The sequence below is a fragment of the Paenibacillus sp. FSL H8-0261 genome (assembly GCF_045040645.1).
Lineage (GTDB): Bacteria > Bacillota > Bacilli > Paenibacillales > Paenibacillaceae > Paenibacillus_AQ.
On record NZ_CP150297.1, the window covers coordinates 876,872 to 893,768 of the forward strand.

At 43.7% G+C, this 16,897-nt stretch carries 18 protein-coding genes; 11 read left to right on the top strand and 7 right to left on the bottom strand.

Going from position 1 to position 16,897, the window contains the following annotated elements:
• Nucleotides 1-12 precede the first annotated feature (12 nt).
• Together MHI27_RS03830 and MHI27_RS03835 are read right to left on the bottom strand one after the other, a co-directional pair.
• Nucleotides 13-1,005: a DUF4003 family protein gene (locus MHI27_RS03830; protein WP_405175637.1), complete on the bottom strand. Its 993-nt coding sequence runs from the start codon at nucleotides 1,003-1,005 to the stop codon at nucleotides 13-15.
• 85 nt (nucleotides 1,006-1,090) lie between these two features.
• Entirely contained in the window at nucleotides 1,091-1,657 is a 567-nt protein-coding gene (locus MHI27_RS03835) for a TetR/AcrR family transcriptional regulator (protein WP_076286126.1), read from the bottom strand.
• A gap of 195 nt (nucleotides 1,658-1,852) precedes the next feature.
• Between MHI27_RS03835 and lpdA the strand changes: the two genes are divergently transcribed.
• The 3 genes from lpdA to MHI27_RS03850 are packed head-to-tail and all read left to right on the top strand — an operon-like array spanning nucleotide 1,853 to nucleotide 5,020.
• Nucleotides 1,853-3,247, top strand: coding sequence for a dihydrolipoyl dehydrogenase (gene lpdA, locus MHI27_RS03840; RefSeq protein ID WP_405175638.1), 1,395 nt, complete (start codon nucleotides 1,853-1,855; stop codon nucleotides 3,245-3,247).
• Nucleotides 3,244-3,876, top strand: a complete 633-nt coding sequence (locus tag MHI27_RS03845; protein WP_339800443.1) for an HlyD family efflux transporter periplasmic adaptor subunit — start codon at nucleotides 3,244-3,246, stop codon at nucleotides 3,874-3,876. Before lpdA ends, MHI27_RS03845 begins: the two co-directional genes overlap by 4 nt.
• On the top strand, nucleotides 3,860-5,020 hold the full coding sequence (locus tag MHI27_RS03850) for an ABC transporter permease (protein WP_405175639.1): 1,161 nt from the start codon (nucleotides 3,860-3,862) through the stop codon (nucleotides 5,018-5,020). Before MHI27_RS03845 ends, MHI27_RS03850 begins: the two co-directional genes overlap by 17 nt.
• A gap of 1 nt (nucleotide 5,021) precedes the next feature.
• Here MHI27_RS03850 and MHI27_RS03855 read toward each other — a convergent pair whose 3' ends face one another.
• Entirely contained in the window at nucleotides 5,022-5,645 is a 624-nt protein-coding gene (locus tag MHI27_RS03855) for an NAD(P)H-dependent oxidoreductase (RefSeq protein WP_405175640.1), read from the bottom strand.
• 168 nt (nucleotides 5,646-5,813) lie between these two features.
• On the opposite strand from MHI27_RS03855, the gene MHI27_RS03860 reads away from it, so the two are divergent.
• Entirely contained in the window at nucleotides 5,814-6,488 is a 675-nt protein-coding gene (locus tag MHI27_RS03860; protein WP_405175641.1) for a MarR family transcriptional regulator, read from the top strand.
• A gap of 22 nt (nucleotides 6,489-6,510) precedes the next feature.
• Here MHI27_RS03860 and MHI27_RS03865 read toward each other — a convergent pair whose 3' ends face one another.
• The 3 genes from MHI27_RS03865 to MHI27_RS03875 form a co-directional block, all read right to left on the bottom strand.
• A complete protein-coding gene (locus tag MHI27_RS03865) occupies nucleotides 6,511-7,803 on the bottom strand; it encodes a purine/pyrimidine permease (RefSeq protein WP_405175642.1) in 1,293 nt (430 codons plus the stop codon).
• A gap of 104 nt (nucleotides 7,804-7,907) precedes the next feature.
• Nucleotides 7,908-8,351, bottom strand: coding sequence for a cyanase (gene cynS / locus MHI27_RS03870; RefSeq protein WP_283910234.1), 444 nt, complete (start codon nucleotides 8,349-8,351; stop codon nucleotides 7,908-7,910).
• 38 nt (nucleotides 8,352-8,389) lie between these two features.
• Nucleotides 8,390-8,974, bottom strand: a complete 585-nt coding sequence (locus MHI27_RS03875) for a beta-class carbonic anhydrase (protein WP_405175643.1) — start codon at nucleotides 8,972-8,974, stop codon at nucleotides 8,390-8,392.
• A gap of 138 nt (nucleotides 8,975-9,112) precedes the next feature.
• Between MHI27_RS03875 and MHI27_RS03880 the strand changes: the two genes are divergently transcribed.
• On the top strand, nucleotides 9,113-9,550 hold the full coding sequence (locus tag MHI27_RS03880) for an Lrp/AsnC family transcriptional regulator (protein WP_341127187.1): 438 nt from the start codon (nucleotides 9,113-9,115) through the stop codon (nucleotides 9,548-9,550).
• 46 nt (nucleotides 9,551-9,596) lie between these two features.
• On the opposite strand, the gene MHI27_RS03885 is transcribed toward MHI27_RS03880, so the two are convergent.
• Complete coding sequence (locus MHI27_RS03885; RefSeq protein WP_405175644.1) at nucleotides 9,597-10,535, bottom strand: helix-turn-helix transcriptional regulator; 939 nt, start codon at nucleotides 10,533-10,535, stop codon at nucleotides 9,597-9,599.
• Nucleotides 10,536-10,631: 96 nt separating this feature from the next.
• On the opposite strand from MHI27_RS03885, the gene MHI27_RS03890 reads away from it, so the two are divergent.
• From MHI27_RS03890 to MHI27_RS03915, 6 genes are all read left to right on the top strand, one after another.
• Entirely contained in the window at nucleotides 10,632-11,081 is a 450-nt protein-coding gene (locus MHI27_RS03890; protein WP_405175645.1) for a VOC family protein, read from the top strand.
• Between the two features lie 198 nt (nucleotides 11,082-11,279).
• On the top strand, nucleotides 11,280-11,861 hold the full coding sequence (locus MHI27_RS03895) for a TetR/AcrR family transcriptional regulator (protein ID WP_042184917.1): 582 nt from the start codon (nucleotides 11,280-11,282) through the stop codon (nucleotides 11,859-11,861).
• Nucleotides 11,862-11,898: 37 nt separating this feature from the next.
• Nucleotides 11,899-13,209 carry a cytosine permease gene (locus MHI27_RS03900; RefSeq protein ID WP_405175646.1) on the top strand — a complete coding sequence of 437 codons (1,311 nt, stop codon included), beginning with the start codon at nucleotides 11,899-11,901 and terminating at the stop codon, nucleotides 13,207-13,209.
• A gap of 4 nt (nucleotides 13,210-13,213) precedes the next feature.
• Nucleotides 13,214-14,326, top strand: a complete 1,113-nt coding sequence (locus MHI27_RS03905) for a DUF917 domain-containing protein (protein WP_038568756.1) — start codon at nucleotides 13,214-13,216, stop codon at nucleotides 14,324-14,326.
• Complete coding sequence (locus MHI27_RS03910; RefSeq protein ID WP_405175647.1) at nucleotides 14,326-15,906, top strand: hydantoinase/oxoprolinase N-terminal domain-containing protein; 1,581 nt, start codon at nucleotides 14,326-14,328, stop codon at nucleotides 15,904-15,906. Before MHI27_RS03905 ends, MHI27_RS03910 begins: the two co-directional genes overlap by 1 nt.
• A gap of 141 nt (nucleotides 15,907-16,047) precedes the next feature.
• A complete protein-coding gene (locus MHI27_RS03915; RefSeq protein ID WP_405175648.1) occupies nucleotides 16,048-16,893 on the top strand; it encodes a TolB family protein in 846 nt (281 codons plus the stop codon).
• Nucleotides 16,894-16,897 lie beyond the last annotated feature (4 nt).

A 16,897-nucleotide genomic window follows, 5' to 3' on the forward strand; every position in this document is an offset into this window, starting at 1 on the left:
TCGCATTTCCACTTAATTTGAAGAAGATGAAGCTGCAGCCGCAGCCGACGCAGCCGCAGCCCCAGCAAGAGCAGCCTGCTGTGCGATCACAATATTAGTGATGCTGGTGGAAAGCATCGAGGTTACAATGCCGCTTTGCACATCCTCTACATATTTGAAGGCTACCAGCGCAGCTGACAGCAGTAGCAATTCCTGCTTTACAATGGACCAGCTGCCAAAGCCTTTTTTGGTACGCAGTAATTCGAAGGTCTCTGAGACTTCCGTAACCATGTCCTTATTGTTGGAGGAGAGCAAAGTTAGCACGCCCAGCGAAGAAAGGGTATATTCCTTATCTAACCGGATGCCATGTGCACGGAACGCATCTCGTAATGCCAGTACACGATCCGCTGCTTCTGAAGCTTCTTTTCCAAGAACCAGTACCTGTGTCAGAGCTTGCACACTGTTCCCCGACATAAATTCAGGCTTTAGTGTAGTGTAAAGCTGCTCCATCCGGTCGATGCCGCTGTCCACGTCGATATCGGAAAGGCCGAGCATGGCAGAGAAGATATAATCATCATGTCCGGTAAGGAAACGGTGCTTCGCTTTCATACTATCGTAAAACATCTTTGCGCGTTCTACCGTACGCTGATACTGATCTGTTGTCGTATTAGCGGCGATTTGATAAGCGGCAACGACGAGATAATCAGAGGCTCTAAATTTGATGTCCTTCAATAAGTCATACACGGTCAGTGTGTTTGCAAGCTGTTGTTCCTTGTCAGCAGAAAGAGAGAGCATAGTAGCAATACTGATTGCAGAGTTCCCCCTAAACGAAGAAAACATTCCGGTATTTTCTTTAATAAGCTCGTGGCTCGCACGAATCGCATCCTCATCTGCACTTTTATTCTCTGCTGTGTACAGTAACCCCGCCAAACGGCTAACCATTGCATTATGCCAAGGAAAAGCCTTTTTGATCCTCTGCGCGTTCTTTGCGAACAATTCAACCCTTGCTGTATACTGCTCGTTCATTGGATACACCCCTCAGTTATCTATAATTCATAATATTACGAAAATTTTCTGAGTTGGATTCATTTGTTTGGGGTGTTTATTGTTTTTAGATCGTAACCAGCTCTTTAGCATACCGTTTGCCTGACGAAAGAAGGCTGTCGCTCAGTTCAGGGTCATTTACAGTCCTTGCAAGAACTAGAGAGCCAACCATGGTGCTGAACAGTGCGCTACCTTTGGAGGGTTCAATTCCCGCCAGATCGGAGATAAAAGCAGTCATCCGCTCCAGTTCCTGGGTGAATACTTGCCGAACTTCTTCGGAAGAATGAGATATCTCGGCAGAAAGGGCAGGGATAATACAGCCCATCTCCGTTTTGTCGCGGTGATACGGACTTAAATAATAGTCAATGACCGCATTGATTTTGGGGTTCTGCTCTTCCTGGTCCGCGACCTTCTGCAAAAGTGCGATGGTATCGCTGATGGCATACCGGCAGGCTTCGGCGACGAGTTGTTCTTTGTTGTCAAAATGTGAATAAAACCCGCCGTGAGTCAATCCGGCTCCCTTCATAATGAATGGAACACTTACATCATGAATGCCATGGGTGCGAAAAGCCTGGGCAGCACTTTCAACAATCGTATTACGTACTTTTATTTTATGGCCTTTGGGATAGGGCATCATAATCACTCCATAGCTTCATAATTCTACTTTTAAAATATTATATGCATCATAATAAAGCCTGTCAATTTAACGATTCTGAGCACTGTCTGCTTATGAAAGGATAAACACGGTTGTTGACGGTTTTAAAATATGATGGTAATAATATATTACGATCATCATATTTTAAATAGCAGGTACAGGAGGTATCAGGAGATGGGGAATCTTGAGTTCGTAGAAACATTGGTCATTGGATCTGGTCCGGGTGGGTATGTGGCGGCGCTGCGATCTTCACAACTTGGAATGAGAACGGCGATTGTTGAACGCAATCAGCTAGGTGGGGTCTGCACTAATGTTGGGTGTATTCCCTCCAAAGCATTAATTGCTGAATCCCATCGTTACGAGTTGCTTAGACCGTTCAGCTCTGCGGATGCGGCAGTGTCATTTAAGAATACTCAGGATTTCAAACAAGGAATTGTGAATAAGCAGGCAGGTGGAGTTGGCTATTTATTGAAGACTGCAGGTGTGAGCATTTTGGAAGGGGAGGCCAGATTGGTCGATGAGCATACCGCTATTATCAGTCAGTCTGGACAAGAGCAAAGCATTTCTTTTAAAAATGCCATCTTAGCCACAGGATCACGTCCGATTGAGCTGCAAGCCTTTCCAGTTGGCGGACGTGTTTTGTCTTCGACAGAAGCTTTGTCGCTCCGTGAAGTTCCAACTAGCCTAGTAGTTATTGGCGGTGGATATATAGGCGTTGAGCTGGGGCAAATGTATGCCAAATTTGGAACAACGGTAACGATTCTGGAGGGAGGAGATCAAGTACTGCCTGGATTTGAGGCGGAGCTTGTGAGCCCTGTTGGAAGGCAGTTGAAAGCTGATGGGATTAAGATGATTACCGGAGCTACAGCTGTGAACGTAGTGCAGAGTGCAGACGCCATCACACTGCATTATTTGAAAAATCAGGAGCAGCTGCATGTGACAGCGGAATATGTGTTAGTCACTGTCGGCAGAAAACCAAATACAGACGGCAATTTAGGGCTGGACCGTATAGGTTTGCCAGTGACGAGCAGGGGGTTCCTTAAGACAGATGAACAGTGCAGAACGGCTATCTCGAATATTTTTGCAATTGGAGATATTACGTCGGGTCCTGCCCTTGCTCACAAGGCGTCCTATGAAGCCAAAATTGCGGCAGAAGCCATAGCAGGTCTTTCCTCCGAGGTTGATTATAGAGCCATTCCGCTTGTTGTTTTTTCTGATCCAGAGCTGGCCAGTGTTGGCTTAAGTGAAACAGAAGCAAAGGCAAAAGGCATCCCGCTGGTTATTGGCAAATCTTCTTTTGGGATTAACGGGAGAGCATTGGCCTTGAGGGAAACGGAAGGGTTCGTCAAAATTGTAGCGGACCCAACCTCGGGAATCGTTATTGGTGCCCAAATTGTTGGAGTAGAAGCATCTACACTGGTGTCGGAGCTTGCCCTTGCCATTGAGATGGGAGCAACTGTAGAGGATTTGGCGATGACCATTCACCCTCATCCCACATTGGGAGAAGTGATTATGGAGGCTGCCGAAAATACGGCTAAAAAAATGGTAAGGGGAGAGAGTGGGAAATGAAGATAAAAGCAGGTTTATATATTGGAATTGCGATTGCGTTAATCGTTGGAGGTTCGCTACTTGCTATAAAAGGAAAGGATGCTGTCAGTCAAGCTGAGAGCAGGAAACAAGGGATTCTTGATGCAGAGCAAAAGACTATATTTTATCAGAACAGTCCAGGGTCAATTGTAGAGGTCAGTGTGGCTGTAGGTGATTCTATAAAACAGGGAGAGGTATTGTTCAAGGTTAAATCCGCTGAAGAAGGAGAAACAGATGTACTCGCGCCGGATGACGGATCGGTCAACAGGATTGTTGTGAAGCCGGGAGATCAAATACAGCTAGGAATGCCAATGGCGGTTTTGCAAAAAAACAACTTTTATACAGACCTTTACATACAGGAGAGCGAAATCCAAAAGCTAAAGGTGAATCAAAGTATCGACGTTCATTTTCCGTATTTGGACCATAAAGCCGAGGTGACGGGTGTGGTTACTTCCATCGCAGCCGCCCCTCAATTTGCGAGCTTACGCATGTCACGTGAAAAAGGGCAAGCCGATTTAAGCATGTTTCTTGTCCGTATAGCTATGGATGCGAATGCTGATTTGCTTCCGGGGATGACAGCGGAGGTGAAGCTCGATGAAATCACTGATTGACGAGTGGAAGTACGTGGCGGGCAGTAAGTATTTACGCCTGATTTTTATTGGTCCGCTTATCGCGGCTATATTTTTTGGCTTGATGTTCTCGAAGAATCAAATCAGCGAATCGCATGTTGTAGTCATTGATGAGGATCACAGCTCGTATTCACGACAGCTGATCTCTAAAATAAATGCTTCTCCATATATGAAGGTAACTAATGTGTATGCCAGCCCCTTAGATCCAGAAACATTATTGGCAAATGAGCAGGCTGTCGCGGTCATCACCCTTCCCAAAGCGTTAGGGCTGCATCAGCAGCAGGGGATATCAACGAATCTCGGCATCTTAATGGATAACACCATGCCATCAGGTCTAACCGGCATCCGAACTGCGATTCAGGAAGTCATCCAGACGGAAAATATGACTCTTTCTATGACCCGTCTCCTCCAAAAGGGGATGGATGCCGAAACCTCTAAAGGACTTGCTTCTCCGTTGTCCCTGCAGCAGCGGATGTTGTTTAATCCGACCACAAGTTATGTGAGTTTTATGGTCATTGGATTTGTGAATATTGTGGTGCTGATGATTACAACAAGCGCAGCAGGTTCAATTGCCCCTCGCTTACGGCAGGAGGGGAAACTTTTTGCAAACGGGAAGTCTCCTTGGCAGATTTGGGTTCGTAGTGTACCTTACGCTGTTTTATCAACGATCTCGCTGCTCCTGTGTTATGGCTTGTTAAAGCAGGTGGGGGGAATGCGCTTTGAAGCAGAACCTTATCTTTTTATTATTCCGCTGTTTGTGTATGCCTTTGCTCTGTCACTTATGGGCCTGTTGATTGGTTATACTGCCAAAGACGTATCCAAAGTTAATTTACGAACTAATTTCGTATTGTATCCGTCGTTTCTTGCCACTGGAATCCAATTGAGCCCATTAGCGTTTCCGGAGTTTTTTCAAATTTCCGCTTGGGCATTGCCGATGAACTGGCTTAATCGTCTTATACGCGGGATGGCTTTTCGGGATGTGGCGTTAACAGCCTACAGTCAGGAGCTGGGAGCACTGCTGATCATTATTGGTGTTGTATCCTTATTCATCGGATTGCTGGTGCTCAGGGAGGCGAACAAACCCGAGGTTCAGCTCTCGAAATCAGTCCCAGCTTCAGTAATCTAATCTACTCTAGTCGTGCAAAACGTTGTTCTGTTTTATTAAGATGCTTCACACGTTCTTCTAAGCTGCGATCTGACATCCCGGCATAATTATACCAACGGAGGTTCTTCCGTATTCCCATTTTGCGGAAGGTCCCTCTGAACAGAATTTTGGTGATGGGGTTGCCAAAAATCCAGCGATAAAAGAAGTCGGGCGTGTTCATTACGGTCAGCAGTGACACTCCTTTAAGATTCGTGAGCAAGCATTTGAAGGGCCGTCCAGGTTTAATTTCCTCGTAGACAATACCTTTTGCGAATACCTTATCAAGAAAGCCTTTGGTAAGAGCGGGCATGGCCTCCCACCAAATGGGGAATAGGAAGACGATATGATCTGCTGCCATAAGCCGTTGCTGATAATTGGCGACTAGGGGTTCGGTGGTTTTCTTTTGTCGCCAAGCAGCAAGTTCTTCGCGCGACATGACTGGATTAAATCCATCGGCATGCAGATCGATAAGATCAATCGTATGGCCTTTGGTGGTAAGACCTCGCATTACGGAGACTAATAAGGCTGCGGAATAGCTTCGCTGATGTGGGATATTCTCGGACGCTGATGCTCCGTATGGATGATCAAAAATAACTATGACATTCATATAAATACCTTCTCTTCGTTTTATTGTTTCCTAGAAATAAAATATTGACTATGGAAACAATAATACGTTTTAAGTTTCCTTGTTGTCAATATTATTTCTAGGAAACTTTATTTATGAGCAGTGTCTTGTTAAAATGAGCATAAGATGAATTTACGAGGAGACTTAACAGTGACGCATTCTTTCGAGAACTTACCTAATAAGGATATTTTGATAAAAAAACTGATAGAGATGATTCCCCAATTACAAAAGCGATTTCAATCGGAGGATGATGAAGAGAAGGCGTGGTTGATTCAGAACTGTAGTAATCCTCTTATCATTGATTTCCTCCAAGACTCCACAGTCATGATGCTGCATGTAATAGATGCAATTGGACAGCTTGAGCCGGTGAATGGCACTACCATTTCGAAGCATTTCGGAATTCCGAAAGGTAGCGTGTCCAAAATCACTAGAAAATTAGTTCTGCAGCAAATTATTCGCACGGAGTTTCTCCCCGATAATAAAAAAGAAGTGCTGTTTCTTACAACACCTCTTGGAAAAGAAATATTCGATTTGCATCAAACACTACATAAGGAGATGAATAAAGGGATAAATCGGTTTCTACAGAGATATAACACAGATGAATTGTTATTTCTGATCCAAGCGTTCGAGGATACTTTAGAAGCATCATGGGTTCATCCGGAATCGGTTGCTGAAGAAGAACCATTAAATGCTGGAGAATCTCTTGAGGCAATGGAAATCGATGAAATGAGTCAAATCGTAGACATGCTTAACCAACTTGATACACGCAATCTTAAGAAAGCTAAGGCCATTCTTCAAGATGTGTTTTTTACCTCTTTTGAGTAGCTTTATAATTTCTGACAGTGATTTATTTTTTTTCACCTTTCCAAATTTGCTCTAAAAGCATGGCCAGTATAGTGCCGACAAGCAGACCATTACTGCAAATATATCGAAGTGTGGAAGGAAGACTCTGAAATACCGCTGGAGGCAAAAACATAAGTCCAATGCTTACCAACAACGTTATTCCTAGTATCGTTAATCGGCGATGATCAAGCTGTTCCTGTAGCAAGGATTGGAATGCAATCCCTACGATTTGTACAAAAGTAGCTAGAAGTGCTGCACTGGCTACAGGAGCTGGAAGTAACGCCAGTACATTGACAACGGACGGTATAAGCGCGATAACGGTTAATAACATACAGGCCATAAGAAATGGCCGAATTCGCTTCTGCCCTGTTAATTTCATAAAGCCCGCCGAGGCTGGCAATGGAACAACGCCTATCGTTGAGAATAGGGCGGCTAGTATATGAGAGATCCCTCCCGTCCAAATCCCTCGGCTTAATGCTGTTTTTTCATCTTTCGGTAAAACCGGAACTACTTGTTTTACAGCGGAAATAGAAGAAATTGTATTGGATACTAACAAAAACGTAAACAACAGTGAGGTAATCACGATCCCTAGATCGAATTGAGGTACTCCCCAAGCAAAAATATGAGGGAACTTCAAGACGGAAGTTGAATCTGTAAATGTTGGCCCCACTTTCCCGAATGCTGCAAATAATGCCGAACCCAAGCCGATTCCAATCAGTACGGCGTAACTACTAATCCATCCTCTCCCTTTAATAGAGAGAAAAATAACAAGTCCAAAAATAAAAAAGGATATGAGTGCTGCCATAACATCTGGTTCGGCGCTTGTTCCCTGTAACCCAAGCATGCCCTTGACTAATACACCGCTTAATTGCAAGGCGAGAATGAATAAAAATGAACCCGAAACTAAGGGTGTAAATAAAAATTGAAGCCTATAAACTAGCCCTGTAGTTCCTAATACGAAGAGAACAAGCCCGGCTACGATTAATCCTCCTTCTAGAATTTGTAATGCATACATTTGATCTTGCCCTTGAATTAAGGCTAAGTTGCCTAATATGACAAAGATACTTACCCATGATCCCGCAGGACCATCTGCAATAGGGTATTTATGTCCTAACCATCCCTGAATAAATGAACTGATTCCTACAACGAAAAATGTCCGCTGCATTAAGGTTGAAATTTGTTCAAACGACAATTGAAAAATACCTCCAATGACAATGGGCAGAGCCACTGCATTGGCTAGCAAAAAAATGAACCATTGTACAGTGCTGAGACTATCGGTAACACGTTTGTTCTCCATATCAACTCACCTTTACTATTGTTAACTATACAATCTATAAGGAAAATGAAAGCCACCTTTCGATGTGAAATCGTTAAAAGGTGGCTGGCTCGCTTCTTAATCTATTACCATTTGCGATATGGCAAAAACTTTCCGTTCATCGTCAGAATGATGCGGTCACCGTTTGGATCTTCTTGCTTTTGTACGTCGAATTGGAAATCGATCGCGCTCATGATACCTTCGCCAAGCTTCTCCAAAACAAGTTCTCTAATCGTTGGACCGTATACAAGCAGCATTTCGTATAGGCGATACAGTCCTGGATCTGTAGGCGGCATATCGATGACATCGCCACGGTGTGGGATTTGTGTGAGTGCTTGAACCACTTGTTCGTCGAGTTCAAGCAATTTCCCCATTTTATCTGCTTCATTACGCGTCATTGTCGCTTGGCCCAACAGTGCAGTTACAACCCAGCTTTCTGAATGCTCGCTTTCCTTTGCGATTTCGCCCCAAGTTAATCCTTTTGCAAATTTAGCGTCCAATATCTGTTGTGTCGCTTCTTTTCTATTCATTTTCATTGCTCCCTTTAGTTTAGTATAATGAGTATCGCTTAGTGCTTGTCGTGGCCTGTTATTTGTTCATATCCATTTACAATCAGATCGAGTTTACCAGTGTCTGGTGCAATCACCAGACCATGAACAGCTACCTCTTTCGGAATGAGCGGATGATTACGCACCAGATCTATGTTTCCTTTAATCGAATCTACGACATTCGTAAAGCCGAACAACCATTTATGAAGATCGATACCTGCATATTCAAGTGAAGAAAGAATTTCTGGTGTCGCGACTCCGCGATCCATTATTTTTTGAAGTGTTCCTTCAGGGTTACTTTGACTCATGCCACAATTGTGGTGACCGATGATATAAATTTCTTCCGCATTCAGTTCGTAGACAGCCGTTATGATACTGCGCATGATGCTTCCAAATGCATGGGTAATCGTTCCACCTGCTGTTTTGATGACTTTGGCATCCCCATTGTGTATATTTAGGGCTTTAGGCAGCAGCTCAATCAGTCGCGCATCCATGCACGTTACGACAATCATGCGTTTTTTAGGGAATTTCGTTCCCTCATAAGGTAGATACTCCTTGTCTTCTACGAACTGATCGTTATACTCCAAAATTTCTTGTAATAGCATTCTTGGGCCTCCTTTGAAGTGTTTTAGTTATCACTGTTTCAATGGCTACTAACTAGTGAATCAGGATATAACTAAGTATAGATATTCATGCTTAAATGCTGAATAAGTTGGCGAAACGCTATATATCCATTTGCTTTCATGACGAAAGGATTGATTTTTATTTTTGATCATATCGATTTTGCGATACTAGCATTACTAAAAGAAAACTCCAGAATTCAGTGGAAGGACATTGGCCAAAAGATACATATGACCGGCCAAGCGGTCGGAAATCGCATTAGGCGTTTAGAAGATTTAGGGGTTATCGAACAATATACGATCGTTACTAATAAAGCAAAGCTAGGTCTTTCTATCACGGCCTTTATTACATTTTTTGTGGAATCAACCAATCATCCTTTATTCCAGAAGTTCGTGATGGAGGAGGAAGCTATTTCCGAAGTGCATCGAATTAGCGGAGAAGGATGTTATGTGTTAACTGGACATTTTGCTACGAATGAGGAGCTTGAGTCATTTCTGGCACAACTTTTGAAGCATGGCAATTATCGAGTGAGTCTATCCATTGGAAAAATAAAATCATAATTCATACAAAAAAGAGGGGCGTAGGCCCCTCTTTTCTTTTTCCAATTTATAATTTTTGATAATGATGTAAGAGATTCTCTATTTTATCCTGAATTATTTGTTTCAAGCCTTCAGGCTTCACCGCTCTAACATATTGACCATATCTCATGAAATAATTAGCTAGAAATTCTTCTTCGCCTGGATTATAGAATCCCTTTATGACTGTTTTCGGGCCAGCTTCTATTTTCATAGAGGGATAATGCTCTTTATAAAAAATATCCTTAGCTTGCTCCGCAATCTCAACTTCAAAGTGAATGCTGTTCTCGGATTGATAAAATTCTAAGGAACGACTAAGAAGTTCTTCTATAGAATAGCGGGCTGTGCGTTCCTCTTCTTCAATGAAGGTTATTCGATCACATCTAAACACCCTATATGTATTCGTATTTAACTCTATTCCAGTAGCATACCATTGACCAAACTTCGCGGAAATTCTGAAGAATTGTACAGGGTAGCTTTTTGTCTGGTTATTTTTTGTGTATTCAATGTTACAGGCACATTCATTTAGAATACTTGCCAGGATTTTATCTAAAAAACGACTGACATGCTTATGCTGATACATTTCGAATTGTAGAACTTTTTTCATTTTATGAATCTGGATGATTTGTGTACTCGATAGACAGTGCTCGAACTTTTCGTTTAGCTTGTTAACACTTAAATGAAAAGGTGTAGATTGATAAGATTCTAGCGTCAGCATAGCAAAGTACAGTGCATAGACTTCATCTATCGTGAAAATAATAGGGGATAACAATCTATTTTTTAAAAGTCCATAACGTCCGTGTCTGCCATGCTCTGAATAAATAGGCATTCCTAATTGTTCTAATGAACTAATATCACGTAGCGCTGTGCTTTTTGAAATATTGTATTTCTCCATAAGGTCACTTAGATTAAAAAACTCTCGCCCGTTTAAGTATCTCATCATGTCATTTAATCGTTCTGATTTCTTCATATAAAAAGCTCCTTATTAAGGTGTCATGTTTTGATACCTTTATATATGATAATAAGTTTAAGATCACATATCAAATATACGAAGGAGATTTACACTATGAGTACAACACTAGAAGTAGCTATTTTCTTATCGATGAAGGGAAGAGCCAAGGAAGCTATAGAATTTTACAAAAAGCATTTTGATGCAGAGGAATTGTTACGTGTTACCTATCAACAACTAGCAGAACGTGACAGCTCCATACAGCTTACGGATGAAAATAAGAATTATATTACTCACTCTGTCCTGTTAATCGGAAAAACAAAAATAATGATAGCAGAAGATACAATGAATACGAATGAGAAATATACAGTGGGTAATAACACTTCATTATGTATTCAAAGTGCTGACTTAGAGGAAATTGAAGGTTTCTATAAAAGCTTAATCACGGATGAGCGCGTAAAAATTATTGCTCCTTTATCTAGTAATGTGTTTAGTAAAGCCTATGGTATCATTGAAGATCCCTTTGGTATTCAAATTCAACTCATGTTTGATGAAAGATTACATTAACCCAAGCACGTTTATGCATTTAAAGTAAACCCATTTCACCGCTCAGCTGATCATAATTCAGGAATTATCCTGACGTTGGTCGGCTTTTTTGCATGTATTGAGGTTTATTTTTTATGAAAACTATTGAATTATTATGCATAGAGATGTATAGTGTTTTTTAATTAACGTTAATTAAGTAAGTAAGGGATGTGGAATGTCTTGACCAAAAACAAGTTGAAAGAAGTAGCGATGCGACTATTCGGAGAGAAGGGTTACGAGGGTACGGCTCTCTCTGAAATTACGAAGGAAGTTGGCGTGAAGACTCCGGCGATCTATGCCTTTTTTGAGAATAAAGAGGATTTGTTTATGACGGTCTTTCGTGAGGCTATGCAGTCCTATAACACTTATATTCAAGAGCTGTCGGAAGAACAGAAAGTACTGAGTGCCCAGGAAAGTCTACGAGGCATATTGTCTAGACAGTATGAGTTCTATCAGAAGAGTCCTGAAGCAAGCAAAATTGTGCTGAGGTATGTGGTCTTCCCACCGGCATTCTTAAAGGAAACGATTGAGGAAGCATTCCTAGAGTCCGACGCGATGCTGACGAAGATCATTGAACAATTCATCTCAAAAGGGATGGAAGAGGGCGTAATTCGCGATCAATCCGTGCAGCTTCTCACAGATGCTTTTCTCAACTTGATGGATGGATTAAGCATGCAGTATTTCTATTACACTTCTAAGGGAATTTATGAGCGTAAGCTAAACCATGCGTTTGAAATGTATTGGAAGGGTGCGTCCTCATAGCGCTACAGAAGAAGATAACAACAAGGGGATGGGGAGAATGGCAGAAGTAAGTGAAGTAAAGGGGAACGAGCTCAGCTCGGGGGATTTTGAGAGAGAGCCGGTTCCAGCGCATTTGCGTAAAAAATGGCTATCTATGTCGCTCGTCTGGATCGCCATCGGGATTGACCTATCAGCGATGTTCTTGGGTGCTCAGCTTGGCAATGGAATGAATCTGACGGATTCACTCACAGCAACAATAATCGGTTCGTTAATCCTAGGGGTGATCGGAGCGTTATGTGCGTATGTAGGGGTGAAAACAGGGTTATCGACATCGATGATCTCTCGGTTTCTATTCGGAAATGTGGGTGCGCGTGTCGTAGCAGTTATCCTCGGTATTTTCTCACTGGGTTGGTTTGGGGTGCAGGTCGGGTTCTTCGCTTCGAATATGCAGACTGCTTTTAGTCAATTATGGGATATTCATCTGTCCTTAGGGGTGCTTTCATTCATAGGTGGGCTTTTGATGATGTCGACAGCTATTTGGGGATATCAATCTATTGAACGACTAAGCACCTGGTCCGTACCATTGCTTATTTTGTTTATCGGAGTGGCTATTTATTCCGCGTTCCACACCAAAGGAGCTTCAGCCGTGTGGGAACCGATTAGCGGAGCAGCGATCCCGATGGGGACAGCGATCTCGCTTGTTATTGGTATCTTTATTGTCGGCACGGTGCTTTCACCGGATATCGCTCGTTGGGCGCGCACACCGAAGCATGCTATAACCGCGGCCTTTATCGGCTTTTTTGTGGGTAACAGCTTTATGACAATTGTAGCTATTTTCCTATCTCGAATTATGGACACAGATGATCTGACGAATATTTTCATTGCGCTAGGACTTGGGCTTCCAGCCATTATCGTCTTAACCCTTGCCCAATGGACGACAAACACGAACAATTTATATTCTGCTTCGCTAGGGTTCTCTGTCGTGTTCCAAAAGGTTCCGAAAAAGCTAATTACTATTGTGGCAGGTATCTTTGCTACGTTGCTTGCCGTACTTGGCATCTATGATAAGTTTTTATCTTTCCTAAATATTATTACGGTGTTTGTCTCTCCAATCGGGGGGATCTACACGTCCGAATTTTTGCTTGTAGATCGAAAAAAATTCACTTTTGAAGGTTTGGATCGCAACAAAAACTGGGTGATTCGCTCCTTAGCGGTATGGGTTGCAGCTACGTTGTTCGCTTTTATGACAACCGCAGCGCCAGATGGATTTGGATGGTTCCAAATCACGAGCGTTCCGGCATTAGATGCGTTTATGTTCGCCTTTATTGTGCAGTGGATTATCGGCAAAATCATGACAAAGAAGGGATAACAACATGAGAAATCACAAACTAACAGAATTAAATGAACAAGCGGTGCAATACATTGCTGTTGGTGCAGCCGTTCTTGGAACAGGCGGGGGCGGTGACCCGCATATTGGTAAATTGATGGCGATGGAAGCCATTCGCAAATATGGTCCTGTTCGTTTAGTAAGTCCTGAGGATCTGGAGGACGATGCATTGGTTGTTCCTATATCCATGATTGGCGCACCTACGGTTATGAATGAGAAGATTCCTTCGATTCAGCAAATGATCAAGCCTTTAGATATGATTGAGAAAGAGCTTGGACGCAAGGTGAGCGCCATTATGCCGATTGAGGTCGGTGGCGGTAACTCTCTGGTTCCCGTAATTACGGCTGCGGAACGCAATATTCCTATCGTAGATGCGGATGCCATGGGACGGGCTTTTCCAGAATCGCAAATGGTGACGTTCTACTTGGACGGTATTGACTGCAGTCCGATTACGATGGCAGATGAACGCGGCAACGGTGTGCTTATGCATGCGATCGACGGTGTTTGGGAAGAGCGGATGGCGCGTGCAGTTACGATTCAAATGGGCGGATCAGCTTCGATTTGTGATTATCCGGTAACTGGAGCGCAGGTAAAGCAAAGTGCAATCCCACATACCTTGACGCTTGCGTATGAAATCGGAAAAACATTGTTCGAGTCCAAGGAATTGAAGCAGAATCCAATTGAAATGCTGCTGAAGCAGCTGAATGGATATGCGTTGTTCCAGGGGAAGGCAGTAGACATTCGCCGTCGTACAGAAGGCGGATTTACACGCGGTGAAGCGATCTTCGAAGGTACAGATGCTAAAAAGGGACGTACGATGACTTTGTTCTTCCAGAATGAGTTCCTTCTTGCCACAGAAGATGGACATTCAATTGCTATTACTCCTGACCTGATCTCTGTGCTTGACCAGGATACCGGTATGCCAATCACGACTGAGAATTTGAAATACGGTGCCCGGGTGAGTGTGGTTGGTTTCCCTTGTGATCCGAAATGGCGTTCACCAAAGGGCCTCGAGACGGTAGGTCCACAATATTTTGGCTATGATGCACCTTATGTTCCAATTGAACAATTGGCAGCAGAGAAAGGGGGAGCAGAGTAATGTCTCATACGAATGTAGACAACATGGAAGAAATATACCGCATTGGGATTGATGTCGGCGGGACAAATACAGATGCAGCCTTGCTCGACTCCAAGCTAAACACCATTCATACGATAAAAGTGCATACCACACGTGATGTGAATGAAGGCATTACTGAATCCATCCGTCGTTTGTTAGCAGAGAGTAGTGTGAATCCGGCGCAGATTCGTTATGCAATGCTCGGAACTACGCACTGTACGAATGCTATTGTGGAGCGCAAGCACTTGGGGAAAGTCGGCTTGATTCGAATCGGGGCACCGGCAACAACTGCGGTTCCTCCACTTGCGGATTGGGACGATACACTTAAGGCAACGGTTTGCCCACATGCTTATGTTGTTCATGGTGGATATGAATATGATGGGCGCACGATTGTTGAAATGGATGAAGAAGAGATTCTAGACTGCTTTTTGAAAATGAAGGGTGAAGTCGAAGCGGTTGCGATCTGTGGTGTGTTCTCTCCAGTGAATACCTCGCAGGAGAAACGTGTCGAAGAACTAGCGAAGCAAGTACTTGGCGCAGATATGCCTGTGACGTTGTCTCATGAGATTGGAAGTATTGGATTGCTCGAGCGTGAGAACGCGTCGTTGCTGAACGGCGCATTACTTAACGTCATTGCTGGAGTCGTAAAGGGCTTCGAAGAGGCGCTTCACACTTATGGAATTGACGCGAGCCTATACATCTGTCAGAACGATGGAACACTGATGTACAGTGAATATGCGCTTCGTTACCCGATTCTGACGATTGCTTGCGGTCCGACGAATTCCATTCGGGGCGCGGCACACTTGTCAGGTCTGAATGATGCACTTGTTGTTGATATCGGTGGCACCACGACAGATATCGGCGTCCTGATGCAAGGCTTCCCGCGTCAATCCTCCGCTGCGGTTGAGATTGGCGGGATTCGCACGAACTTCCGCATGCCGGATATCTTATCGATCGGGATCGGCGGCGGTACAATCGTTCGCTTGAATGAAACGCAGGATCAGGTAACAGTGGGTCCGGACAGCGTGGGGTACGAGCTATTGAAGCGCGGCCTCATCTTTGGTGGTGATACGCTCACAGCAACCGATGTGGCGGTGAAGCTTAATCGATACGAGTGGAAAGATGCGCAGACTGAGGCACTTGATGAATCGATCTGCAAAAGAGCAGATGAGATCATTACGCGGGATATCGAGGAAGCGATTGATAGGATGAAGACAAGCTCAGATCCTGTTGACGTCATTTTGGTCGGTGGCGGAAGTATTCTTGTGGCAGACAAGCTTGAAGGTGTATCACGGATTGTGAGACCGGATCACTATGATGCTGCGAATGCGATTGGCGCTGCGTTAGGTGAGGTGAGCGGGGAGACAGAGCGCATTTATTCCCTGGACGAAATGTCTTATGATGAAGCTAAGGAAGATGCCCGCAGCCATGCAATAGAGCAAGCTGTTCTAGCCGGTGCAGATCGCAATACCGTTCAGATCGTATTGTCTGAGGATATTCCGATTGCATACTTGCCGGGCAATGCCTTGCTGGTAAAAGTAAAAGCGGCTGGACGTTTATAAGATGATTATGGATCTGCCTTGAGGAGTGAACTCTTCGAGGCGGATCTTTTTTCTTATACAATGGTATGACCAGAAGAAAGGGGATTTAGAATAGCTGTCGAAGTGGGTTATGTACATATTTTAACGATGGGAGAGAGGACAATGAAAGTGATTAGCACATTAGAAATCGTAGATGTACAGACTGGGGAACGTACTGCGCTCCGCTCATTTGATTATTTAATCGAGGCACCCAATTGGACTAGCGATGGTAAGCGTCTTATTTATAATAGTCGAGGTTGTCTCTATTCGTTCGACATCGCAACCTGTGAGCTTGTTCAAATTGACTCGGGGTTTGCTACGGAATGTAATAACGATCATGTTCTGTCTTTTGACAACACCAAGATCGCAATTAGTCATCATACAAAAGAAGATGGTAAATCTCGTATATATACTCTTCCCATGGAGGGTGGCGAACCGGTTCTAGTTACACCGAATGCTCCAAGTTATTTACATGGTTGGTCTCCAAACGGTGCTGAGTTAGCTTACTGTGCAGAGCGCAATGGTCAGTATGATATTTATACCATTCCAGTAGACGGGGGAGTAGAGGTACAACTGACGGATTCGCCTGGGCTGGATGATGGGCCTGAATATTCACCAGATGGGGGACATATATGGTTCAACTCGGTGCGTACAGGGCTGATGCAGATATGGCGAATGAATGCCGATGGCACTGAGCAAACACAGATGACTTTTGATGAGAGTAATAACTGGTTCCCGCATGTATCGCCAGATGGTCAGACGATAGCCTACCTGAGTTACCGCAAAGGAGATGTAGATCCTGGCGATCACCCTGCGAATAAGGATGTTGAGATTCGATTGATGGCAAGCACGGGAGGAGATTATCGCACACTAGTACAATTGTTTGGAGGACAAGGTACGATTAACGTGAATTCGTGGTCTCCGGATAGTAAGCGCTTGGCGTTTGTAAGTTATGTGGTGGAGGAATAGGAAT

Coding starts and splice junctions, on each gene's coding strand:
- MHI27_RS03830 (WP_405175637.1), bottom strand. CDS start 1,005: ATGAACGAGCAGTATACAGCAAGGGTTGAATTGTTCGCAAAGAACGCG.
- MHI27_RS03835 (WP_076286126.1), bottom strand. CDS start 1,657: ATGCCCTATCCCAAAGGCCATAAAATAAAAGTACGTAATACGATTGTT.
- lpdA (WP_405175638.1), top strand. CDS start 1,853: ATGGGGAATCTTGAGTTCGTAGAAACATTGGTCATTGGATCTGGTCCG.
- MHI27_RS03845 (WP_339800443.1), top strand. CDS start 3,244: ATGAAGATAAAAGCAGGTTTATATATTGGAATTGCGATTGCGTTAATC.
- MHI27_RS03850 (WP_405175639.1), top strand. CDS start 3,860: ATGAAATCACTGATTGACGAGTGGAAGTACGTGGCGGGCAGTAAGTAT.
- MHI27_RS03855 (WP_405175640.1), bottom strand. CDS start 5,645: ATGAATGTCATAGTTATTTTTGATCATCCATACGGAGCATCAGCGTCC.
- MHI27_RS03865 (WP_405175642.1), bottom strand. CDS start 7,803: ATGGAGAACAAACGTGTTACCGATAGTCTCAGCACTGTACAATGGTTC.
- cynS (WP_283910234.1), bottom strand. CDS start 8,351: ATGAATAGAAAAGAAGCGACACAACAGATATTGGACGCTAAATTTGCA.
- MHI27_RS03875 (WP_405175643.1), bottom strand. CDS start 8,974: ATGCTATTACAAGAAATTTTGGAGTATAACGATCAGTTCGTAGAAGAC.
- MHI27_RS03880 (WP_341127187.1), top strand. CDS start 9,113: ATGACGAAAGGATTGATTTTTATTTTTGATCATATCGATTTTGCGATA.
- MHI27_RS03885 (WP_405175644.1), bottom strand. CDS start 10,535: ATGAAGAAATCAGAACGATTAAATGACATGATGAGATACTTAAACGGG.
- MHI27_RS03890 (WP_405175645.1), top strand. CDS start 10,632: ATGAGTACAACACTAGAAGTAGCTATTTTCTTATCGATGAAGGGAAGA.
- MHI27_RS03900 (WP_405175646.1), top strand. CDS start 11,899: ATGGCAGAAGTAAGTGAAGTAAAGGGGAACGAGCTCAGCTCGGGGGAT.
- MHI27_RS03905 (WP_038568756.1), top strand. CDS start 13,214: ATGAGAAATCACAAACTAACAGAATTAAATGAACAAGCGGTGCAATAC.
- MHI27_RS03910 (WP_405175647.1), top strand. CDS start 14,326: ATGTCTCATACGAATGTAGACAACATGGAAGAAATATACCGCATTGGG.
- MHI27_RS03915 (WP_405175648.1), top strand. CDS start 16,048: ATGAAAGTGATTAGCACATTAGAAATCGTAGATGTACAGACTGGGGAA.